The organism is Streptomyces sp. NPDC021356 (genome assembly GCF_040641015.1).
GTDB lineage: Bacteria > Actinomycetota > Actinomycetes > Streptomycetales > Streptomycetaceae > Streptomyces.
In genome coordinates, this window is record NZ_JBFACU010000003.1 from 298,505 (window position 1) to 319,513 (window position 21,009).

The following is a 21,009-nucleotide window of genomic DNA, read 5'->3' on the forward strand; positions in this document are numbered from 1 at the left end:
ACGCCTGTTCGACTCGCGGGCGGTCCGGCCCGTTGCCGGAAACCGGTTCCGATGCGATCACGGTCCGGACTCGTCCCGGACACCGGGGCCGGCGGGAGTGCCGGTGGGGTCTGAGAGAGTGGGGGCCATGAGCGCAACGGGTACGGGCACGGGGCAGGTCGTCGTCGTAGGGGGCGGGATCGCGGGGCTGGCGGCCGCGCACCGCCTGCTGGAGCGCGGCGCGCGGGTGACCGTGCTGGAGGCGGCGGACCGGGTCGGCGGCAAGCTGCTGCCGGGCGAGATCGCGGGTGTCCGGGTCGATCTGGGCGCCGAGTCGATGCTGGCCCGCCGGCCCGAGGCCGTGGACCTCGCGCGCGAGGTGGGCCTGGCGGACCGGCTGCAGCCGCCCGCGACCGCGACCGCCTCCCTGTGGACCCGGGGCGCCCTGCGCCCGATGCCCAAGGGGCACGTGATGGGTGTCCCCGGCACCGCCGCCGCGCTCACCGGAGTGCTCTCCGCCGAGGGCCTGGCCCGCATCGAGCGCGACGCCGACCTGCCCCGCACCGAGGTCGGCGACGACGTGGCGGTCGGTGAGTACGTCGCGGCGCGCCTGGGCCGCGAGGTCGTCGACCGCCTGGTCGAGCCGCTGCTCGGCGGCGTCTACGCGGGCGACGCGTACCGCATCTCGATGCGCTCGGCCGTTCCCCAGCTCTTCCAGGCCGCGCGGACGCACACCTCCCTGACCGAGGCGGTCCGCGGCATCCAGGCCGCCGCGGCCGAGGCCCAGCGAAACGGCCGGACGGGACCGGTCTTCATGGGCATCGAGGGCGGGGTCGGCAGCCTGCCGCTCGCGGTCGCCGAGTCGGTGCGGGCACGCGGTGGCGAGATCCTCACCGGCACCCCCGTGACGGAGCTGCGCAGGGAGCCGCTCGGCGGCTGGCGCGTGGTCACGGCGGACCGGATCCTGCACGCGGACGCGGTGGTCCTCGCCACCCCCGCGCCCGCCGCCGCCCGGCTGCTGGGCGCCGAGTCCCCCGGGGCGGCGGCGGAGCTGCGGGCCGTCGAGTACGCCTCGATGGCCCTGATCACTCTCGCCTACCGGCGCGGCGACGCCGCGCTCCCCGAGGGCAGCGGGTTCCTCGTGCCCCCCGTCGACGGGCGCACCATCAAGGCGTCGACCTTCGCCTCCCGCAAGTGGGGCTGGATCGCCGGCCAGGACCCGGACGTACTGGTGGTGCGCACCTCCGTCGGGCGGTACGGCGAGACGGAGATCCTGGGCCGCGAGGACTTCGAGCTGGTGGACCTCTCCCGGCACGACCTGAGGGAGGCCACCGGCCTGGACGCCGTGCCGCTGCGCACCCGCGTCACCCGCTGGACCGACGGTCTGCCCCAGTACCCCGTCGGCCACCACGCGCGCGTGGCCCGCGTCCGCGACCACGTCGCCGGGCTGCCGGGCCTCGCCGTGTGCGGCGCGGCCTACGACGGCGTGGGCATCCCGGCGTGCGTCGCGAGCGCCTACGCCGCCGTGGACCAGCTGGCGGGCGACCTGCGCGCTGTGCAGGAACTCACCGCCCACCCGGTGCAGAGTCTGCACGGGGGAGCGGGAGAATAGCCCCATGAGTGACGACGCCTCCACCACCGACTCCGGCAGGATCCCGAACAAGGGCAAGCTGGCCAAGGACCTCAACGAGGTCATCCGTTACACGCTGTGGTCCGTCTTCAAGCTGAAGGACGTGCTCCCCGAGGACCGCGCGGGCTACGCCGACGAGGTCCAGGAGCTGTTCGACCAGCTCGCCGCGAAGGACGTGACCGTCCGCGGCACGTACGACGTCTCGGGGCTGCGCGCCGACGCCGACATCATGATCTGGTGGCACGCCGAGACGAGCGACCAGCTGCAGGAGGCGTACAACCTCTTCCGCCGCACGAGGCTCGGCCGCGCGCTGGAGCCGGTGTGGTCGAACATGGCGCTGCACCGCCCCGCGGAGTTCAACCGCTCGCACATCCCGGCGTTCCTCGCCGACGAGACGCCGCGCAACTACGTCAGCGTCTATCCGTTCGTGCGCTCCTACGAGTGGTACCTGCTGGCCGACGAGGACCGCCGCCGCATGCTCGCCGACCACGGCAAGATGGCCCGCGGCTACCCGGACGTGCGGGCGAACACGGTCGCCTCCTTCTCGCTCGGCGACTACGAGTGGGTGCTCGCCTTCGAGGCGGACGAACTGCACCGCATCGTCGACCTCATGCGCCACCTGCGCGGCTCGGAGGCCCGCCGGCATGTCCGCGAGGAGGTGCCGTTCTTCACCGGCCGCCGCAAGGACGTGGCGGACCTGGTCGCCGGGCTCGCCTGATCCCTTAGGGTCACTTCCCGGCCGGCGGCCGGTCGTCCTTCCCCTTCAGGGCGTCCCTCAGCTCCCGCTCACGGGTCTCCTGGAAGGTCGGCCGGTCCGGCCGCGGCTCCGGGCGCCCGGCGCACCCCGCCGAGCGCCCCGCCGCACGCCCCTGGAGCAGGTAGGCGTCCACGGCCGCGTTGACGCACCGGTTCGGACCGTAGGCGATGCCGTGCGTGCCCGCGCCCCGCTCGGTGAGCAGTGCGGAACCGGCCAGCCGCCGGTGCAGTTCCACGGCCCCGCGGTACGGCGTGGCCGCGTCCCGCTCGGCGGCCAGGATCAGCGTGGGCGGCAGCGCGCCCGGCGCGGTCCGCACCTCCAGGGGCCGGAGGCGTGGCACCGGCCAGGAGGCGCACGGCAGGTTCGCCCACACGTTGGCCCAGGTCTCGAACGGCGCCACCCGGGCGAGCCGGGTGTTGTCCCGGTCCCACACGCGGAAGTCGGCGGGCCAGGGCGCGTCGTTGCACTCCACGGCCGTGTAGACCGCCGCGCTGTTCTCCGCCCCGGCCGCTCCCTCCCGGTACGGCGCGGCCAGCGCGCCAGGGGCTTCTCGTCGCCCTTGAGATACGCGGCCAGGGCGTTTGCGGCCAGTGGCCAGAAGCCGTCGTCGTACCCGGTGCCGAGGAACGCGCCCTGCAACTGCCCGGGGCCCACCGTGCCGCCCGCCGGTCGCGCGGCCAGCCGCGTGCGCGCCTTGGCACAGGCGGCGCGCACCGCCTGTGCCGTACGGCCGAGCCCGTACACGTCGTCGTGCCGGGCCACCCACCTCCTGAAGTCCGCCCACCGGGCCTCGAACGCGGCGGACTGGTCGAGATTGTCGAGGTACCACACCCGGGCCGGGTCGGGGTTCACCGCCGAGTCGAAGACCATCCGGCGCACGTGCGCCGGGAAGAGCGTCGCGTACAGCGCGCCGAAGTAGGTGCCGTAGGAGGCGCCCATGAACGTCAGCCGGCCCTCGCCGAGCGCCGCGCGCAGCACCTCCAGGTCGCGGGCGTTGGCGAGGGAGGTGAAGAAGCGCAAGCGGGAGCCCGAGCGCCGGACGCACCCCCGGGCGTACGCCCGGGCCTCGGCGGCGCGCTTCTTCTTGTACGCCGCCGAGGGGTACGCCGGCGCCGGGCTCGGCGCCTTGAAGAAGCCCTTCGGGTCCGTGCAGGACAGCGGCGCCGAACGGCCCACCCCGCGCGGGGCGTAGCCGACGAGGTCGTAGGCCGCCGCGACCCGCTTCCACTCGGGCAGCAGCCCCACCAGCGGGAACGACATGCCGTCACCGCCGGGCCCACCCGGGTTGAAGACGAGGGCGCCCTGACGGGGCACCGCGCGCCCGCCGGAGCGCGGGTCCCTGCCGGTGGCCCGCACCCGGCTGACGGCGAGCCGGATCTTCGTGCCGTCGGGACGGGCGTAGTCGAGCGGCACGGACACGGTGCCGCACTCCAGCGAACCGGGCATCTCCCGCGCGCCCGGACACGCGCCGAAGTCGATGCCGGTCACCCGGGCCCGCGCGGCGGCCACGACGGTGCCGCGCAACTCGGCCGCCCCGCCGGGCGGCAGCTCGGGCCGCGGCGCGCCGCCGGAGGGGGCGGCGGCGAGGGCGGTCAGGACCAAGGACCCGGCGGCCGTGCACACGGCGGCTGCTCTCATCGGCGTATCCCTTCGGCGCACGGCGGCGGCACGAGGGATGTTTCGGGCGCACGCCGGCGAAGGCAAGCACCGGGCGGCGGGTGTCGGCGCCGGTGCGCCCGATGCGCCCCCCGAGTGGCGGCGCGCGCGGCCTCGGTGTGCGCCGCCGCCGCGCGCCGCCGCCGCCGCGTGCTCCGCCGCCGTGTCTCCGCTGCCGCGTGCTGCGCCTCGGTGTGCGCCGGCCGGTCAGTCCCGCCAGGGCTGGTCGCGGTGGGCGAAGGCCGCGCGCAGCTCCGGTTCGCCGATCGCACGGATGCCCCGCACCGCCACGGAGGCGAGGTAGGTGCGTTCGTCGCCCGTGCCGCGGGCCCGCCGGGCCAGCGTGCCGAGGAGCCGCTGCCCGGCCGGGGACGCCCAGCGGGAGTACGGGTGGATCTCGACCCGGGCTATCGCGAGGCAGCTCAGGGTGAGGGCGAGGGGGAGCAGGAACCAGAGGGCGACCAGGGTGCGCGGCAATCCGGTCGGGCCGGGCAGCAGCAGCGCGGTCACGGCGAGCACGGCCACGGCCAGGGCGGCGGCCCGCACCTGGCGCATCCCGGCCGCGACCGCCGAACCTTCGCCCTCCGGCACGGCCAGGCCGGCGCTGACCAGGCGGTCGGCGAGGCTGCGCACCGGGTCGGCGGCGGCCGCGGCGGTCCGTACCGGAGCGATGCGGGACTGCCCTTCGGGGCCGATGGCCCCTATGACGGAACGTTCCATCTCGTCGCGTCCGCGCGGATCGACGACGGTGGCCCAGCCCGTGTGCGCGAGCAGCAGCCGACGTTGGCGGGCCATGGAGACCAGGGTGACGTCGGCGACCCGGGAGGGGCCGCCGGACAGGAACGCCGCCTCGTAGAGGGTGAGGTCGTGATCCTCGTCCACGGCCGCGTCCCGGGTGTCCACGGCCGCCGCACGCACGGCGGCCAGGCACAGCCGTGCGCACGCGGCACCGGCGAGGGCCCAGGCCGGCAGGAGAAGAAGGACCCAGAGCATGACAAGTTTCTATGCCAGGGGCCTGGGAAACACCATGCCTTGTTCACATTCCGGACCGAGTGTGGCCTGTATGTGACGTTCCGCTTCTTTTCCGAGGTCAGGACGGGCGGCCGGACGGTGCCGACGAGGGGTGCCGACGGAGCGGGTCGGGGATGGACGGGCTGGGGCGGGGCGATGGGCTGAGGCGGGGGGAACGGCTGGGGCGCGCGCGTACGCGCCACCTCCGCCGCCCCGTGTGTCAGCGCCCGAGCAGCACCCGGCGGGCCGCCCTGACCGCCCGGACCGCCGGCCTGCGCGACCTCGGCGCGGGACCCGACCGCTCCCGCCACCACGCGCGCAGTTCCCGGCGCGCGGTCGCGTCCTGTGGTTCCTCCGCCAGCAGCAGGGACTCGGCGAACGCCATCGCGTCCAGCCGGTAGCCACCGCGCATCGGGTGCTCCTGCGCGTACGCGAGGAAGGCGGGGCGGTACCCGGCGCCGAGGATGACCGGCAACTCGGGCGCCACCTTCGCCACGACACCCGCCCGCTTCGAGGCCAGCGCCCGCGCCTGCACGCCGAGCCGCCCCCCGTCGAAGCCCTCGGGCGCGGGTGTCCCCGCCACGAGCGCCGACAGGAGCGCGGTCTGCGCGAGTGCGAGCCGCTGCCGGACCGGCTCGGGGACGGCCGCCACCGGCTCGTCCCCGGCCCGCCCGCGCGCGCCCCCGCCGTCAGGCCCCGACCCCGCCCCGCCGTCACGCCCGCACTCCGGCCCGCCCGTGCGCCCGCGCGCCGGGGCCCCGGCGCGACCCCGCTCCACCGCTTCCCGAACGGCCTCCAGCTCCCTTGCCAGCACGGCCGGTTCCGGGAAGTTCTCGTCGCGTTCCAGCAGTACCCCGGGCGGGGCCACCCGGGAGGCGAGGTCGGTCAGGATGTCGAGGACCGGCGCGGCAACCGGGTGCGCGTGGCTGTCGTGCCAGACGCCGTCCCGCTCGTACCCGCCCGCCACATGGACGTACGCGAGCGCCTCCAGCGGCAGTTCGGCCAGCGCGATGGCCGGGTCCTCCGCCTGGTTGACGTGATTGGTGTGCAGGTTGGCCACGTCGATCAGCAGCCGTACGCCCGTACGGTCGGCCAGCTCGTACAGGAACTGGCCCTCGGTCAGCTCCTCGCCGGGCCAGGCGAGCAGCGCGGCGATGTTCTCCACGGCGAGCGGCACCGGCAGCGCCTGCTGGGCGATGCGGACGTTCTCGCACAGCACGTCCAGTGCCTCGCGCGTGCGGGGCACCGGCAGCAGGTGGCCCGCCTCGATGCGGTCCGAGGCGGTCAGCGACCCGCCCGCCCGGACGAAGGCGATGTGCTCCGTCACCAGCGGCGAGCCCAGCGCCTGAGCCCGCTCGGCGAGCGCCCGCAGGCGCCCCTCGTCCGGCCGTTCGGCCCCGCCGAGCCCGAGGGACACGCCGTGCGGCACGACGGTCACCCCGCGCTCGCGCAGGCGCAGCAGCGAGGCGGGCAGATGGCCGGGGCACACGTTCTCGGCCACCGCCTCGACCCAGTCGACCCCCGGCATGCCCTCCACGGCGTCCGCGATCTCCGGTCGCCAGCCGATCCCCGTCCCCAGTCGCTCCATGAGTCCTGCGCCCCCTGCTCCCGTTCGCCCCCTGTCACCGGACGCCCGCGCGCGGCGCGGGTGAGGGGGGTATGGCCCCGCCGGACGGCACGGAACCGTGCCGGGCACGTCTTCAGAGCAAGATTTGAGGGTTCACCCCGGGCAGCGCCTAGGAGCCCTGGCGGAGCGCCCGATGGTCGGCGACCACCGTGCAGGAACCCGGGGCGATCTCGGTGAAGCCCGCGTCGCGCACCAACGGCAGGCCGCTGCCGGTCAGTTCACGCCAGCGGCCGGGGGCGGCGGTGCGGACGGAGAGCGGGAACCCGGCGTCCCGCCAGGCGGCGCGCTGCGTGTCGGTGAGGTCCCACCAGGCGAGCTGGGCGCCGTGCCCGGCCTGGGCCATCGCCTTGCCCGCGGACATCTCCAGGCCGGGATTGAGCCAGAGCACCGGGACGTCCGGGCCGGCGGGGGCGGGCGGTCGCGGATCGTCGAGGTCGGTGCCGGAGACCTGGAGTTTCGCCAGGTCCTTGGGCCAGCCGTCCAGCGGGACGGGCGGGAAGACGCGTACCTCCGCGGAGCCGCCGGTGACCGTGATGCCGTCCAGCGCCTCGGCCCGCCGCCACTCCGCGCCGCGCGCCCGCCGCACCACCTTGCGGATCCGGGCGTCCTGCCAGTCCCGCACCGCCCCCGCCCACGGGCCGTCGCCGCCGGAGCGCTCGTCACCGAGCAGCACCAGCACCGCGCGGGCCGCCGTCTCCAGCGCGTCGGTACGGGCCGGGGGAGCGGCCCGCTCGATCCGGACGACCAGCGGCAGCACGAACTGCGGGGCCAGGTCCCGGGCGGTGGGCTCGGCGCGGAAGGGGCTGCCGGCGGGGGCGGGGGTCTCGGCGGAGGTCTCGTACGTCACGCCCCCCAGTGTGCCAACCACGGCGCACACGAGAGGACGACCCCCGTGCGAGGGGAGCTACGCCATGGGGTCGCTCACCGGGCGGAGGTCATCCTGAGCACGCCGTGCGCTGCGCCTCCTGCCATTCGCAGGCGGGGCAGAGGGTGATCCCCTTGTACGACTCCGGGTACTCGGTCGGCTCGCGGCACAGCACGCACTCCGCGTACGGCGGTCCGCCGGCCCGGGGCGGCCGGGTGGCGTCGATCAGGCAGTCGTCGCTGCCGCCGGTGCCGTCGCGGCCGTCGTGACCGGTCCTGTCGTCCTCGCTCATGGCTCCAGCGTAGGACGCCTTCAGGTGTGCCGGATCACGAGCGGCCCGCCGAGGCGCCGATCATCTCGGACACCTTCACGAAGCGGTACCCCTTCTCGCGCAGCTCCGGGACGACGGTGCGCACCACGCGCTCGGTCGTCGGGGCGGCGCTGCGCGTGCAGTGCATGACCACGACCGATCCCGGCTTCACCCCGTCCAGGACCTGGCGGACCACGGCGTCCGCGTCCGTGGCGAACGCGTCACCGCTCACCACGTCCCACTGGACGGCGGTGACGCCGAGGGGGGCGAGGGTGCGCAGCACTTCGCTGTCGTAGCAGCCACCGGGGAAGCGGAGGTACGGCATCGGATGCGGGACGCCGGCCTTGGCGAACGCCGTGTACGCGCGTTCCACGTCCGAGCGGACCTGGTCCTTGGAGACGGTCGGCAGGCCGTAGCAGTCGCCGGTGAAGGCGTAGTGGCTGTAGGAGTGGTTGGCGAGTTCGAACATCGGGTCCGTGCCGATGGAGCGGGCCTCCTCGGGGTACGTCTGCGCCCACTTGCCCGTCATGAACACCGTGGCGGGCACCTTGAGGGCACGGAGCGTGGCGATGAGCTGCGGGTTGTCGAAGTGCTCGCCCTTCGCCGCGCGCGGCCCCTCGTCGGCGGTCATGTCGGCGTCGAAGGTGAACGCGACGATCTTGCCCTTGTCGCGCGGGCCGTTGGTGAACACCGGGGTCAGGCCGCCGGGCCCCGGGGTGAGCCGGGGCGGACGGGAGGGCGCGGTCGCGGAGGGCTTGGCGGGGGCCGAGGGGGAGGTGGGGGAGGCGGGGTGACCGGCGTGGGCGGCCCGCGTGGTGCCGCAGGCGGCGAGCGAGGCCAGGGCGAGGCTCAGGGCACAGGCCGAGGCAAGGCCGGTAATACGTCGTACAAGTGGGATCACCTGACGAACGTAGGACGGTCTCCGATCATATGAACGGCAGCGAGGCCGCGCGGTCACCCGCCCGGTCGTCACCCGGGGCGCACGGCCCCGCCGTCACCGCTCCTCCCGCTGTCGTCGCCCGTCCCGTGATCCACACGTCCTTCCCGTGATCGACGTAGGTCCCGCCGTCACCGCTCGTGCCGCTCCAGCGGCCGGGTCGCCGGGCCCTGGAGCACGTTGCCCTCGGTGTCGAACCGCGAGCCGTGGCACGGGCACTCCCAGGCCCGCTCGGCGGAGTCGAAGGCGACCAGGCAGCCCAGGTGGGTGCAGCGGGCGGACAGGGTGTGCAGGTCGCCGTCGTCGTCCCGGTACACGGCGAGGTGGTCGAGACCGGCCCGGACCACCGCGCCCTCGCCCGGCGGGATGGCGTCCACGGGCGGTGTGGACCGCAGCCGGTCGCCCACGAAGTGCCGTGCGACCTCGGCCTGGTTCTTCAGGAACGTCGGCGCCTCGCGCACGGCGGTCCGCAGCCGGCGCGGGTCGTACAGCTCCTGCCACGGGCAGTCCCGCCCGGTGATCAGCGCCGTGAGCAGCCGCCCCGCCATGATGCCGCCGCTCAGTCCCCAGCCGCCGAAACCGGTCGCGACGTAGGTGTTGCGGGCAGCCTGGTGCAGCGGGCCGACCATCGCCACGGTGTCGGTGGGGTCGATGTCCTGGGTGGCCCAGGAGTGCACGAGGTCCGCGCCGGGGAAGTGCTCGCCCGCCCAGGCCGTCAGGCGGTCGAAGCGGGCGGGGGTGTCACCGGTGCCCGGCGTGAAGTGCTCCCCGGTCACCACGAGGAGCCGGCGGCCGTTCGCGCCGTTCCCGCCCTCGTCCCTCCCGTTCTCGCCGGTCCCGCTCTCGTCGTACGGAGCCGTCCGTACCGAACGTGTGTTCTCCTCCGGGGTGATGTACATGCCGTCGGGGTCCTCCGCGGCGTCGACCGGTCCGGCCACGACCAGTTCCCGGCGCGGGGAGAGCCGGGCGAACAGCAACGCCCTGTCGAAGACCGGGTAGTGCGTGGCGACCACCACGTGCCGGGCCCGTACCGTGGCGCCCGTCGCGGTCGTCACCCGGCACGGCTCGCCCTCGGTCAGCCCGCGCACCACGGTGTTCTCGAACACCTGCCCGCCGCGCGCCACCAGGTCCGCCGTCAGGGCCAGCAGGTACTTGCGCGGATGGAACTGCGCCTGCCCGGCCACCCGCACCGCCCCCGCCACCGGGAACGGCAGCCCGGTCTCCGTCACGAACGACGCCGCAAGGCCCGCGTCCCGGGCCGCCTCCGCCTCGGCCCGCACCTCGTCCACCCGGTTCGGGTCACGCACGTAGGTGTACGCGCTGCGGGTCTCCCACTCGCAGTCGATGCCCAGCTCGTCCACCAGCTCCCAGGCGTGCTCGATCGCCTCGCACTGCGAACGGGCGTACAGCCGGGCCGCCTGCGCGTCGCGGGTGCGGCGCAGCTTGTCGTAGACGAGGGTGTGCAGCGCGGTCAGCTTGGCGGTGGTGTGCCCAGTCACGCCCGCCGCCACCCGCCGCGCCTCCAGCACCGCCACGCCCAGCCCCGCCCGCGTCAACTCGTACGCCGTGCTCAGTCCGGCCATGCCCGCGCCGATCACGACGACGTCGACGTCCAGGTCCTCCGTCAGTGCGGGACGCTCCGGCCCCGGCGCCGTCTCGACCCAGTACGAGCCGCTGACGCGGCGCCGCCCGTGCCGCTGCTGCTGCCGCTCCTGGCGCGGCTGGTGTTCGCTCATGGCCGCCGAGTACCCCGCCGGGACCGGCCTGATCTCGGACCGTGCGGGCGGGCAGCGGGCAGCGGGCAGCGGGCAGCGTGCGGGTGGACGGGTCAGGGCTCGGAGGCGGGCGGGGACGAGGCGTCCGCGGCAGCCCGGACCGGCGTCACGGAAGCGGCGTCGAAGGGGGCGTCGGGTACGTCCGTGAGCGGCGCCGTGCCGTTGCCGAGGGACTTCGGCGGCCCGGACGGCGCGGGTGGCGCGGGCTCGGGTGACTGGGCGGGCGCCGGACCGGGCGTCGGCTGCTGTGCCGCCCGCTCCAGGAAGCGCAGCAGTTCGACGGGGAAGGGCAGGACGAGGGTGGAGTTCTTCTCCGTGGCGACGGCGGTCACCGTCTGGAGCAGCCGCAGTTGCAGCGCGGCGGGAGTGTCGGCCATCTGCTGGGCGGCCTCGGCCAGTTTCCTCGACGCCTGGAGTTCCGCGTCGGCGTTGATGATCCGGGCCCGCCGCTCCCGGTCGGCCTCCGCCTGCCGGGCCATGGACCGCTTCATCGTGTCCGGCAGGGAGACGTCCTTGATCTCCACCCGGTCGATCTGCACGCCCCATCCGATGGCCGGGCTGTCGATCATCAGCTCCAGGCCCTGGTTCAGCTTCTCGCGGTTGGACAGCAGGTCGTCCAGGTCGCTCTTGCCGATGATCGAGCGCAGGGAGGTCTGCGCCATCTGCGACACCGCGAACCGGTAGTCCTCGACCTGGATGACCGCGTTGGCGGCGTCGACCACCTTGAAGTAGACGACGGCGTCCACGCGCACGGTCACGTTGTCGCGGGTGATGCCCTCCTGGGCGGGGATCGGCAGCGTGACGATCTGCATGTTGACCTTGTAGAGCCGGTCCACGAAGGGGATGATCATGGTGAAGCCGGGTGGCCGCGCGTCCCCCGCGAACCGCCCGAGCCGCAGCACCACCCCGCGCTCGTACTGCTTGACGACCCGCGCCGCCGCCGAGAGGTACACGAGACCGGCGCAACCCGCGGCGATCACTGCGGTCAGTACGTCCTGAAGCATGATGACGACTCCTCGACCAGTCGTCCCCGCGCCCGTTGAGGGCCTCATTCAACGATATGCCCGGGCGGAGAACACGGTCGAGACCCCTGACACGACCGGCCCGGGGACTTGCCGGTCGGGCCGGTCCGCCGACCGGTCCGCCGGGCAGTCCGCCCGGCCCGGCGCGGGGCTCCGGCGCTCGGGACCTGGGGCGGGCGGCAGCGGTTTCCCCGGTTCCTGTCCGGCGCGCTGTGCCGTTCGGCCCGGTTCTCCAGGGCCGTGCGGCAGGCCTGGTCGAGGTGGTGGAGGCCGGACAGGGGGCGGCGGGCTGCCGGGCCGCGCCGCGGCCTCGCAGTGGCGCCCCGTCTGGGCCGAGGCTGAGGCGGCGGCCGGTGCGGCGCCGGACGGGAGGACAGGTGGCCCCCGCGGCGGCCGGCGGGTCAGGGGGTCTCGACGAGTCCCTCGGCGTCCCGGGCGAGGGCGGTGAGCCGGGATATCGCGCGGAAGTACTTCTTGCGGTAGCCGCCGTTCAGCATCTCCTCGCTGAACAGCTGGTCGAACGGCAGTCCGGAGGCCAGGACGGGCACCTCACGGTCGTAGAGCCGGTCGGCGAGCACGACGAGCCGCAGCGCGGTCGACTGGTCGGGCACCGGCCGCACGCCGGTCAGGCACACGGCCCCGAGCCCGTCGGTGAGGGCGCCGTAGCGGCTCGGGTGCACCTTGGCCAGATGCTCAAGCAACTGCGTGAAGTCGTCGAGCGAGGCGTTCGGCGCGGCGTGCGCCGCCTTCGTCACCTGCTCCTCGGAGAACGGCGCCGGTGCCTCGGGCAGGCCGCGGTGGCGGTAGTCGTCGCCGTCGATGCGCAGCGCACGGAAGTGCGCGGACAGGCCCTGGATCTCGCGCAGGAAGTCGGCGGCGGCGAACCGGCCCTCGCCGAGCTTGCCCGGCAGCGTGTTGGAGGTGGCGGCGAGCGCGACCCCCGCGTCGACCAGGCGGCCGAGCAGGGTGGAGACGAGCACGGTGTCGCCGGGGTCGTCCAGCTCGAACTCGTCGATGCACAGCAGCCGGTGCCCGGAGAGGGTCTGGACCGTCTGCTGGAAGCCCAGGGCGCCGACCAGGTTGGTCAGCTCCACGAACGTGCCGAACGCCTTCAGCGCGGGTTCGGCCGGGGTGGCGTGCCACAGGGAGGCCAGCAGGTGCGTCTTGCCGACGCCGTAGCCGCCGTCCAGGTAGACCCCGCGCGGACCGGCGGGCGTCCTGGGCGCCTTCGCCCGGGCCCTGCCGAAGCCGAACAGGCCGCGCCGGGCGGGCTCGGCCGCGACCGCGCCGCCGAGCCCCGCCGCGAAGCCTTCCAGGACCTGCACGGCCTCCGTCTGGCTCGGCTGCTTCGGGTCCGGGATGTACGTCGCGAAGCGCACCGAGTCGAACCGCGGCGGCGGCACCATCTCGGCGACCAGCCGGTCCGCCGGGACGTGCGGCTCGCGGGCGCACAGGGAGAGCGGGGTGGCACCGGTCACGGGGCTGAGCCGGGAGGCGGCTGTGGAGGACGACACGGTTCCCCATGGTAAGCCGCGTGGAACACTGCACGGCATGCGACGCCTGTTCCCTGTGACCGACGAAACAGCAGCCCAGACCTCGGGCGGTGCCGCCGGGGCCGGAGGCGAGCGCCTGCCCGGCGCCCTCGTGGACCGGGAGTGGACCCTCGCCGAGCTGGCCGGGGCCTACGCCTACCCCGAGCCCGGGCCCGGCGGCCGGGAGCCCTGGCTGCGGGCCAACATGGTCTCCACGCTCGACGGGGCGGCGCAGCACGAGGGGCGTTCGCAGCCCATCTCCGGCCCGGCCGACATGCGGATCTTCGGCACGCTGCGGGCGCTGGCCGACGTGGTGGTGGTCGGCGCGGAGACAGTACGGCAGGAGGGGTACCGCCCGGCCCGCGCGCGGGGGGAGTTCGCGGCCCTGCGGGAGGCGGCCGGGCAGGGGCCCGCCCCGGCGATCGCGGTCGTCACCGCCAGTCTGGAACTGGACTTCTCCCTGCCGCTGTTCACCTCGCCCCTGGTGCCCACGCTGATCCTCACGGGCGCCGCCGCGGCCCCGGACCGGATCGCGGCCGCCGAGCGGGCGGGCGCCCGCGTGGTGACCGCGGGTGACGGCGTGGGCATCGATCCCCCACGTGCGGTGCGGGCGCTGGCGGAGCTGGGCCACACCCGCCTGCTGACCGAGGGCGGTCCGCGCCTGCTCGGGCAGATGGTGGCCTCCGGCGTACTGGACGAGCTGTGCCTGACCGTCGCGCCGGTGCTCACCGCGGGTGACGCCCAGCGCATCTCCGGCGGCCCCTCGGTCGCCGTCCCGCACCGTTTCGCCCTGGCCTGTCTGCTGGAGGAGGAGGGGTTCCTGTTCAGCCGATACCGGCGGACGTGAGGGGGGAGCGTGGCCCATGCGCCGCCGGTGATCGGAATAGGTAATTCCGTCCAGGTGGCGGCAGCGGGAGGAATTCCGGCGATACCCGTGCGATCACAGGGCAGGATGGTTTCTGCGGGGGCTGGTTCGGCCCACACGGAGGTAGCGGGAGGGCGCGGCCCTCACACGAGAAAGGGCGTCTGGTGTTCACAAGCGTACTGATGATCGAGAAGGCACTGACGTCCGCCGACGTGGAGTTCGTCACGACCTTGCACGGCGAGGAGCAGGTCCGCTTCCAGGTGCTGCTCCAGCCGCGCGGAGACCAGGCGGACCGGCTGCTGCGGGCCATCGACGACATCGCGCTAGGCGAGATCGACGAGGCCGCGCGCGAGGGCGGGACGCCCGAGGGCGAGGCGGCCAAGGGAGAGGGCGAACAGGCCCTGGACGTCTCCCTGACGGCGCTGCGCGCGGCCGGCGCGGACGCCGAGGGCAGACTCGTCGAGGACCATCCGCTGGACGCGCTCAAGGCCCTGGTCGCGGAGACCGGCGCCGACGAGGTGATCGTGCTGACGGACCCGCACTACGTGGAGGAGTTCTTCCACCGGGACTGGGCCTCGCGGGCCCGCCACAAGGTCGGCGTGCCGGTCCTGAAGCTGTTCTCCCACAGCAAGGCATAGGCTGGGGCGGCGTCCCGCGCCCGCGGTGCGCGCCCGCCCGTACCGACGCCGCACCACCTGGGGAGAACAGCGCATGGCACCCGGCCTTCCTACCGCCATGGACCGACCGCACTTCATCGGCATCGGCGGCGCCGGAATGTCGGGTATCGCCAAGATCCTCGCCCAGCGCGGCGCCCAGGTGGCCGGCAGCGACGCCAAGGACTCGGCGACCGCCGAGGCGCTGCGCGCGCTGGGCGCCACCGTGCACATCGGGCACGCGGCCGGCCACCTGGCCTCCGACGCGACCTGCGTCGTCGTCTCCTCGGCGATCCGCGCGGACAACCCCGAGCTGGTCCGGGCGGCCGAGCTGGGCATCCCGGCCGTCCACCGCTCCGACGCCCTGGCCGCCCTCATGGACGGCCTGCGCCCGATCGCGGTGGCCGGGACCCACGGCAAGACCACCACCACCTCGATGCTGGCGGTCTCCCTCGGCGAGCTGGGCCTGAAGCCGTCGTACGCCATCGGCGGCGACCTGGACGCCCCCGGCTCCAATGCGCTGCACGGCGAGGGCGACATCTTCGTCGCCGAGGCGGACGAATCGGACCGCAGCTTCCACAAGTACGCGCCCGAGGTCGCCATCGTCCTCAACGTCGAACTCGATCACCACGCCAACTACGCGTCCATGGACGAGATCTACGAGTCCTTCGAGACCTTCGCCGGGAGGATCGTCCCCGGCGGCACGCTGGTGATCGCCGCCGACCACGAGGGCGCGCGCGAGCTGGCCCGGCGCCTGCCGGACTCGGTGCGGACGGTGACGTACGGCGAGTCCGAGGACGCCGACGTACGCATCCTGTCGGTCGTGCCGCAGGGCCTGAAGAGCGAGGTCACCGTCCTGCTGGACGGTGCCGGGCTGACCTTCCGGGTCTCCGTCCCCGGCCGCCACTACGCGCACAACGCCGTCGCCGCGCTCGCCGCCGGCGCCGCCCTCGGCATCCCGGCCGCCGAGCTGGCCCCGGCGCTGGCCGCCTACACCGGTGTCAAGCGGCGCCTCCAGCTCAAGGGAGAGGCGGCGGGCGTCCAGGTGATCGACTCCTACGCCCACCACCCCACCGAGATGACGGCCGACCTGGAGGCGATGCGGGCCGCCGCCGGCGACGCCCGGATCCTGGTCGTCTTCCAGCCGCACCTCTTCTCCCGGACCCAGGAACTGGGCAAGGAGATGGGCCAGGCCCTCGCCCTCGCGGACGCCTCCGTCGTCCTGGACGTCTACCCGGCCCGCGAGGACCCGATCCCCGGCGTCACCAGCGAGCTGATCATCGCCTCCGCCCGGGCCGCGGGCGCCGAGGTCACCGCGGTCCACGACAAGGCCGAGGTCCCCGACGCGATCGCGGGAATGGCGAAGCCCGGTGATCTTGTTCTCACCATGGGCGCGGGCGACGTCACCGACCTCGGACCGCGCATCCTGGACCGTCTGCAGCAGGACTGAGTGAAGGGGCTGAGGGCTCATGGCGTACGAGGTGGACAAGCCGGACGAGCAGTGGCGCGCGGAGCTGAGCCGGGCCGAGTACGCCGTGCTGCGCCAGGCAGGGACGGAGCCCGCCTTCGTCGGCGAGTACACCGACACCAAGACGAAGGGCGTCTACTCCTGCCGGGCCTGCGGCGCGGAGCTGTTCACCTCGGACACCAAGTTCGAGTCGCACTGCGGCTGGCCGTCCTTCTACGACCCGAAGGACACCGAGGCGGTGGAGCTGCTGCAGGACCGCTCCCACGGGATGGTGCGCACCGAGGTGCGATGCGCCCGCTGCGGGTCGCACCTCGGGCACGTGTTCGAGGGCGAGGGGTATCCCACCCCGACCGACCAGCGGTACTGCATCAACAGCATCTCGCTGCGGCTGGCGCCCGCCGAGGACTGAGCCGGGCGGGAGGCGGAGCCGGGGCCGAGGCCCCGGGCGGCACTTTGCGGTGGCCCTGCACGGTGGGACACTGGACAATATCGGACACAGGTGGCGCTACCGGCGCCACCGGTTGTTTCGCCGCATCTCCGCAGAGGCGGGTGGAAGACATGGGCACAGCCTCCAATGTCGTACTGGCCATGGCACCGCACCTGTGGGCCACGCTCGGTGCCTTCATCGGCGGGCTCATCATCGTGGTGGCGCTCGTCTGGGCCGTCGGCATGGGCATCGGTGTGATGCGCCGTGAGCCGAAGCGGCCCGAGACGTCCGAGCAGCCGCACCTGCCGGTCACCGGCGCGGTCGAGGAGATCAGCGAGCGGCGCGAGCCGGACGAGGTGCACTGCGGCGACGACGGAAAGCGGCTGCTGCCGCACGAGCTGCACGCCGCCAGCACCCGGCGCAGCCAGGACCAGCACCGCAGCCGCTGGGCCCCGGGCAGCAGCGGCTCCTTCGGCAGCGGAGGCCCCGGCCGCACCTGACCGGACCCACCACCTGACCGGGCCCCCCGGCCGCACCCGTCCAGACCCACCGGACGCATGACCCGCCCCGGTGGACCCACCTACCGCACCCGCCGTGACGGCCGAAACCGTCGCGGCGGGTGCGGTGGCGTGTCCGCGCGGGCGGCCCCGCGGGCGGCCGCGGCTCGTACGGGTGCTGCAACCCCGCCGCGATCCCGGCCGTCTAGACTCTCTCCGCAACGGCCCGCGCGACCGTGGCCGAGAGCGGGCAGCTACTGCCAACCCGAAGGGTATGCGGCGTTTTGATACGCATGGATTCAGTCACCAAGCGGTACCCGGACGGCACGGTGGCGGTCGACCGGCTCTCGCTGGAGATACCGGACCGTTCGATCACCGTCCTCGTCGGACCGTCCGGGTGCGGCAAGACCACCACCCTGCGCATGATCAACCGGATGGTGGAGCCGAGCGAGGGCCGCATCCTCCTCGACGGCGCCGACATCAAGGAACAGCCCGTCAACACCCTGCGCCGGTCCATGGGTTACGTCATCCAGAACGCCGGGCTCTTCCAGCACCGCACCATCGTCGACAACATCGCCACCGTCCCCAGGCTGCTGGGCTGGAGCAAGCAGAAGTCCCGGGCGCGCGCGGTGGAGTTGATGGAGCGCGTCGGCCTCGACGCCGCCCTCGCCAAGCGGTACCCCTACCAGCTCTCGGGCGGCCAGCAGCAGCGCGTCGGCGTGGCGCGGGCGCTCGCCGCCGATCCGCCGGTGCTGCTGATGGACGAGCCGTTCTCCGCCGTGGACCCGGTGGTGCGCAAGGGCCTCCAGGAGGAACTGCTGCGCATCCAGGGCGAGCTGGGCAAGACCATCGTCTTCGTCACCCACGACATCGACGAGGCCATCAAGCTGGGCACCATGGTCGCGGTGCTGCGCACCGGCGGCCGGCTCGCCCAGTTCGCCCCGCCCGCCGAGCTGCTGACCCATCCCGCCGACGCCTTCGTCGAGGACTTCCTCGGCACCGACCGCGGCATCCGCAGGCTGTCCTTCTTCGGCACCGCGGAACTGGAGCTGCTGACCTCGCCGATCGTCGCCGTCGACGCCACCGCCGAGCAGATCGCCGCCCGCACCGCAGCCGACGTGCCCTACCTCCTCGTCACCGGCCTCGACGGCCGCCCCCTCGGCTGGAGCGAGCCGCACGACCTGACGGCCGGACGGATCGACCCCGCCCGGCTGCTGCCCCACGGGCGGCCCTTCGTGCGGGGCGAGGAGTCCCTGCGCGCCGCCCTCGACTGCGCCGTGCTCTCGCCGACCGGCTGGGCGGTCGGCGTGGACGGCACCGGCCGGGCGGTCGGCGTGGTCTCGCAGCAGACCATCGGCGCGGCCATCCGCGCCGCGCACGCGGGGGGCCGTCCGGACGCCGAAGGGCGCGCGGACGCCGGCGCGCAAGCCGGCGCGGACGCCAAGGCCGCCCGATGAACCGCTTCTTCGACCTCCCGAGCGACCTCCAGCACAGCTGGTTCGGCCTGATCGGCCTGCACCTGCGCGAGGCGCTGCTGCCGGTCCTGGCGGGCCTCGTCGTCTCCCTGCCGATCGCCCAGCTGTGCGTGCGCCTGCGCTGGCTGTACCCGCCGGTGCTGGGCCTGACGACGGTGCTCTACGCCGTCCCGTCCCTGGCCTTCATCGTCTTCCTCATCGACTACACCGGCCAGACCGAGCTGACCGTCATGATCCCGCTCGCCGTCTACAGCCTGGTCGTGCTCGTCCCGGCCATCGTCGACGGCGTCCGCGCGGTGCCGCAGGAGACGCTGGCCGCCGCCACCGCCATGGGGCTCGGCCCCGTACGGCGTTACTTCCAGGTGCAGTTGCCCATCGCCGTGCCCGCCATCCTCGCCGGTCTGCGCGTGGCCACGGTGTCGAGCATCTCCCTGGTCAGCGTCGGCATGCTCATCGGCAACCAGGGGGCGCTCGGGAACCTCCTCAACGACGCGAACATCTACCACCGGCCCGAGCTGGCGGTGAACTCCGTGGTCACCACCGCCGTCCTGGCCATCCTGGTCGACGCCGCGCTGGTCGGCGTACGGTTCCTGCTGACCCCGTGGATGCCGCGCGGCACCCGCCGCCGCGGGCCCGGAGCCGCCGAGGACCGGCCGGAGCCGGCCGCGTCCGTACTGGAGGACGCCGTCCGGTGAACGTACTGCACTTCGTCAACGCCTTCTTCAGCGACAGCGCCCACTGGCACGGCTACGACGGCATCCCCACCCGCCTGGTCGAGCACCTGCGCTACTGCCTGATCGCGCTCGCGATCGCCGCGGCCATCGGGCTGCCGGTCGGCCTGGTCACCGGGCACTACGGGCGCGGCGGCAACGTCCTGGCGTTCCTGGCCACCGCCGGGCGGGCGCTGCCCAGTTTCGGCCTGCTGGTGCTGATGACCATGCTGGTCGGTTTCGGCCTGGTCCCGGTCATGGTCCCGCTGGTCGTGCTCGCCGTCCCGCCGATCCTGGTGACCACCTACGAGTCGATGCGCTCCGTCGACCCGTCGCCGGTGGACGCGGCGCGGGGCATGGGCATGCAGGAGTCGCGGATCCTCTTCCAGGTCGAACTGCCCGTGGCACTCCCGCTGATCCTCAGCGGCCTGCGCTCGGGCGCCATCCAGATCGTCTCCACGGCGACCATCGCCGCCTACGTCGGCATCGGCGGCCTCGGCCGCTACGTCATCGACGGCCTCTACCAGCGCAACTACGAGAAGGTGGTGGGCGGCGCCACCCTGGTGGCCGCGCTGGCGCTCGCCACGCTCGTCCTGTTCTGGGCCGCGGCACGGCTCGCGGTGTCACGGGGCGTGCGGCGCGGCGTGTGACGCGGGCGGACGGGCCGCGGCCCGGGGGTGCGGCGACAACCGCGGCCCTCCCGGTCGCGGCCCGTCCGCGCTCGCGCCGCCCTCAGGCCTCGGGCCGCGCTCGCGCCGCCCTCAGGCCTCGGGCCGCGCTCGCGCCGCCCTCAGGCCTCGGTCCGAGCCAGCGCCAGTTCCAGTACGACGAGCAGCGCGTCGCGCACCGAGCCGCGCTCACGGGCGTCGAAGACGACCACCGGGACGTGTTCGGACACGTCGAGCGCCCAGCGGACCTCCTCCAAGGGGTGCTCCACCTGGCCGTCGAAGGCGTTGAGCGCCACCGCGAACGGGATCTGCCGGTGCTCGAAGTAGTCGACGGCCGCGTAGCAGTCGTCCAGGCGCCGGGTGTCGACGATGACGAGGCCGCCGACCGCGCCCTCCACGATGTCGTCCCACATGAAGCCGAACCGCTCCTGACCGGGCGTGCCGAACAGGTACAGCTTCAGCGTCGGGTCGATCGTGATGCAGCCGAAGTCCATGGCGACCGTGGTGGTGGTCTTGCGCGGGGTGTGCGTGAGGTCGTCCACGCCGGCGGCGACCTCGGTGATGGCCGCCTCGGTGGTCAGCGGCTCGATCTCGGAGATGGAGCCGACCGCGGTGGTCTTCCCCACGCCGAAACCGCCCGCGATCACCATCTTCACCGGAAGCGGCGGTCGTACGGCGCTCGGCCCGGCCGACGCGGCGGTGCCGCGGGCGAGTTGTTCAGTCGGTGTCACGGAGTACTCCCCGGGAGTCGGGGATGGCCCGCAGGCCATCGATAACCCTGCGCAGGACGGAGGCGTCGTGGGTGGCGCCGGAGTCGGGCACGTGCACCGTCAGCCGCCCCTCGGCGCGCAGGTCCTCGGCGAGGACCCGCACCACGTTGAGGTGCAGCCGCAGCCGGGCCGCGAGTTCCGCGACCGACTGCGGCAGGCGGCAGGCGGCGATGATGTCGTGCTGCTCGAAGGAGAGGTCGTCCAGCGCCGCGAGCCCGGCGGCGGTGGCCACCACCTGGGTCTCCACGGGCACCGGACGGCCGGCGGCGGTGGGCGCCACCCGGCCGGCCGTGACCAGGAACGGCCGCACGGCGGGGGCGGGGCCCACCGGGTCTCCTCCCGGGGGCGGGGAGCCGTCCGCCATGGGGTCTTCTT

20 protein-coding genes and 1 pseudogene are annotated in these 21,009 nt (G+C 74.2%); 10 read left to right on the top strand and 11 right to left on the bottom strand.

Annotated features, from left to right (window positions below; genetic code table 11):
* Nucleotides 1-127: 127 nt before the first annotated feature.
* Nucleotides 128-1,591, top strand: coding sequence for a protoporphyrinogen oxidase (gene hemG, locus AB0G56_RS05370; protein WP_360963959.1), 1,464 nt, complete (start codon nucleotides 128-130; stop codon nucleotides 1,589-1,591).
* A 4-nt stretch (nucleotides 1,592-1,595) separates the two neighbouring features.
* Nucleotides 1,596-2,327: a hydrogen peroxide-dependent heme synthase gene (hemQ, locus tag AB0G56_RS05375; RefSeq protein WP_360963962.1), complete on the top strand. Its 732-nt coding sequence runs from the start codon at nucleotides 1,596-1,598 to the stop codon at nucleotides 2,325-2,327.
* A gap of 10 nt (nucleotides 2,328-2,337) precedes the next feature.
* Here the strand turns inward: hemQ and AB0G56_RS05380 are convergent.
* From AB0G56_RS05380 to zapE, 9 genes and pseudogenes are all read right to left on the bottom strand, one after another.
* Nucleotides 2,338-4,004 (bottom strand): annotated as a pseudogene (locus AB0G56_RS05380) (alpha/beta hydrolase).
* A 225-nt stretch (nucleotides 4,005-4,229) separates the two neighbouring features.
* The gene (locus AB0G56_RS05385) at nucleotides 4,230-5,015 is read right to left on the bottom strand and encodes a TIGR04222 domain-containing membrane protein (protein ID WP_360963965.1); all 786 of its coding nucleotides are present in this window, start codon (nucleotides 5,013-5,015) and stop codon (nucleotides 4,230-4,232) included.
* Nucleotides 5,016-5,253: 238 nt separating this feature from the next.
* A complete protein-coding gene (locus AB0G56_RS05390) occupies nucleotides 5,254-6,621 on the bottom strand; it encodes a DUF692 domain-containing protein (protein ID WP_360963967.1) in 1,368 nt (455 codons plus the stop codon).
* A gap of 148 nt (nucleotides 6,622-6,769) precedes the next feature.
* Nucleotides 6,770-7,516: an aminoacyl-tRNA hydrolase gene (locus tag AB0G56_RS05395; RefSeq protein ID WP_360964260.1), complete on the bottom strand. Its 747-nt coding sequence runs from the start codon at nucleotides 7,514-7,516 to the stop codon at nucleotides 6,770-6,772.
* Between the two features lie 79 nt (nucleotides 7,517-7,595).
* A complete protein-coding gene (locus tag AB0G56_RS05400) occupies nucleotides 7,596-7,817 on the bottom strand; it encodes a hypothetical protein (RefSeq protein ID WP_360963970.1) in 222 nt (73 codons plus the stop codon).
* A 34-nt stretch (nucleotides 7,818-7,851) separates the two neighbouring features.
* On the bottom strand, nucleotides 7,852-8,736 hold the full coding sequence (locus AB0G56_RS05405; protein ID WP_360963973.1) for a polysaccharide deacetylase family protein: 885 nt from the start codon (nucleotides 8,734-8,736) through the stop codon (nucleotides 7,852-7,854).
* A gap of 167 nt (nucleotides 8,737-8,903) precedes the next feature.
* On the bottom strand, nucleotides 8,904-10,508 hold the full coding sequence (locus AB0G56_RS05410; protein WP_360963976.1) for an FAD-dependent oxidoreductase: 1,605 nt from the start codon (nucleotides 10,506-10,508) through the stop codon (nucleotides 8,904-8,906).
* A gap of 92 nt (nucleotides 10,509-10,600) precedes the next feature.
* Nucleotides 10,601-11,551: a slipin family protein gene (locus AB0G56_RS05415; RefSeq protein ID WP_360963979.1), complete on the bottom strand. Its 951-nt coding sequence runs from the start codon at nucleotides 11,549-11,551 to the stop codon at nucleotides 10,601-10,603.
* 419 nt (nucleotides 11,552-11,970) lie between these two features.
* Nucleotides 11,971-13,083, bottom strand: coding sequence for a cell division protein ZapE (gene zapE, locus AB0G56_RS05420; RefSeq protein WP_360963982.1), 1,113 nt, complete (start codon nucleotides 13,081-13,083; stop codon nucleotides 11,971-11,973).
* Between the two features lie 37 nt (nucleotides 13,084-13,120).
* Between zapE and AB0G56_RS05425 the strand changes: the two genes are divergently transcribed.
* The 8 genes from AB0G56_RS05425 to AB0G56_RS05460 all read left to right on the top strand — a co-directional run bounded on the left by AB0G56_RS05425 (nucleotide 13,121) and on the right by AB0G56_RS05460 (nucleotide 19,846).
* Nucleotides 13,121-13,948, top strand: a complete 828-nt coding sequence (locus AB0G56_RS05425; protein WP_360963984.1) for a pyrimidine reductase family protein — start codon at nucleotides 13,121-13,123, stop codon at nucleotides 13,946-13,948.
* A gap of 182 nt (nucleotides 13,949-14,130) precedes the next feature.
* Entirely contained in the window at nucleotides 14,131-14,604 is a 474-nt protein-coding gene (locus AB0G56_RS05430; protein WP_360963987.1) for an indole-3-glycerol phosphate synthase, read from the top strand.
* 73 nt (nucleotides 14,605-14,677) lie between these two features.
* Entirely contained in the window at nucleotides 14,678-16,069 is a 1,392-nt protein-coding gene (gene murC, locus AB0G56_RS05435) for a UDP-N-acetylmuramate--L-alanine ligase (RefSeq protein WP_360963990.1), read from the top strand.
* 19 nt (nucleotides 16,070-16,088) lie between these two features.
* Nucleotides 16,089-16,496 (top strand): peptide-methionine (R)-S-oxide reductase MsrB, encoded by a 408-nt coding sequence (msrB, locus tag AB0G56_RS05440; RefSeq protein WP_360963993.1) that lies wholly within the window; start codon nucleotides 16,089-16,091, stop codon nucleotides 16,494-16,496.
* Nucleotides 16,497-16,645: 149 nt separating this feature from the next.
* A complete protein-coding gene (locus AB0G56_RS05445; protein ID WP_360963996.1) occupies nucleotides 16,646-17,014 on the top strand; it encodes a DUF6479 family protein in 369 nt (122 codons plus the stop codon).
* Nucleotides 17,015-17,295: 281 nt separating this feature from the next.
* Complete coding sequence (locus AB0G56_RS05450; RefSeq protein ID WP_360963999.1) at nucleotides 17,296-18,468, top strand: ABC transporter ATP-binding protein; 1,173 nt, start codon at nucleotides 17,296-17,298, stop codon at nucleotides 18,466-18,468.
* The gene (locus tag AB0G56_RS05455; RefSeq protein ID WP_360964002.1) at nucleotides 18,465-19,181 is read left to right on the top strand and encodes an ABC transporter permease subunit; all 717 of its coding nucleotides are present in this window, start codon (nucleotides 18,465-18,467) and stop codon (nucleotides 19,179-19,181) included. Before AB0G56_RS05450 ends, AB0G56_RS05455 begins: the two co-directional genes overlap by 4 nt.
* Entirely contained in the window at nucleotides 19,178-19,846 is a 669-nt protein-coding gene (locus tag AB0G56_RS05460) for an ABC transporter permease subunit (protein ID WP_360964005.1), read from the top strand. Before AB0G56_RS05455 ends, AB0G56_RS05460 begins: the two co-directional genes overlap by 4 nt.
* Before the next feature lie 140 nt (nucleotides 19,847-19,986).
* Here the strand turns inward: AB0G56_RS05460 and AB0G56_RS05465 are convergent, their stop codons facing one another.
* Nucleotides 19,987-20,595, bottom strand: coding sequence for an ATP/GTP-binding protein (locus AB0G56_RS05465; RefSeq protein WP_360964008.1), 609 nt, complete (start codon nucleotides 20,593-20,595; stop codon nucleotides 19,987-19,989).
* Nucleotides 20,582-20,998 (bottom strand): DUF742 domain-containing protein, encoded by a 417-nt coding sequence (locus tag AB0G56_RS05470; protein ID WP_360964011.1) that lies wholly within the window; start codon nucleotides 20,996-20,998, stop codon nucleotides 20,582-20,584. The genes AB0G56_RS05465 and AB0G56_RS05470 overlap by 14 nt, the downstream gene beginning before the upstream one ends.
* Nucleotides 20,999-21,009 lie beyond the last annotated feature (11 nt).

What these genes read in the sequence shown, in the direction of transcription:
- AB0G56_RS05425 (WP_360963984.1), top strand. Translation starts at nt 13,121, where the DNA reads ATGCGACGCCTGTTCCCTGTGACCGACGAAACAGCAGCCCAGACCTCG.
- msrB (WP_360963993.1), top strand. Translation starts at nt 16,089, where the DNA reads ATGGCGTACGAGGTGGACAAGCCGGACGAGCAGTGGCGCGCGGAGCTG.
- AB0G56_RS05455 (WP_360964002.1), top strand. Translation starts at nt 18,465, where the DNA reads ATGAACCGCTTCTTCGACCTCCCGAGCGACCTCCAGCACAGCTGGTTC.
- AB0G56_RS05410 (WP_360963976.1), bottom strand. Translation starts at nt 10,508, where the DNA reads ATGAGCGAACACCAGCCGCGCCAGGAGCGGCAGCAGCAGCGGCACGGG.
- AB0G56_RS05470 (WP_360964011.1), bottom strand. Translation starts at nt 20,998, where the DNA reads ATGGCGGACGGCTCCCCGCCCCCGGGAGGAGACCCGGTGGGCCCCGCC.
- AB0G56_RS05445 (WP_360963996.1), top strand. Translation starts at nt 16,646, where the DNA reads ATGGGCACAGCCTCCAATGTCGTACTGGCCATGGCACCGCACCTGTGG.
- murC (WP_360963990.1), top strand. Translation starts at nt 14,678, where the DNA reads ATGGCACCCGGCCTTCCTACCGCCATGGACCGACCGCACTTCATCGGC.
- hemG (WP_360963959.1), top strand. Translation starts at nt 128, where the DNA reads ATGAGCGCAACGGGTACGGGCACGGGGCAGGTCGTCGTCGTAGGGGGC.
- AB0G56_RS05415 (WP_360963979.1), bottom strand. Translation starts at nt 11,551, where the DNA reads ATGCTTCAGGACGTACTGACCGCAGTGATCGCCGCGGGTTGCGCCGGT.
- AB0G56_RS05385 (WP_360963965.1), bottom strand. Translation starts at nt 5,015, where the DNA reads ATGCTCTGGGTCCTTCTTCTCCTGCCGGCCTGGGCCCTCGCCGGTGCC.
- AB0G56_RS05390 (WP_360963967.1), bottom strand. Translation starts at nt 6,621, where the DNA reads ATGGAGCGACTGGGGACGGGGATCGGCTGGCGACCGGAGATCGCGGAC.
- AB0G56_RS05400 (WP_360963970.1), bottom strand. Translation starts at nt 7,817, where the DNA reads ATGAGCGAGGACGACAGGACCGGTCACGACGGCCGCGACGGCACCGGC.
- hemQ (WP_360963962.1), top strand. Translation starts at nt 1,596, where the DNA reads ATGAGTGACGACGCCTCCACCACCGACTCCGGCAGGATCCCGAACAAG.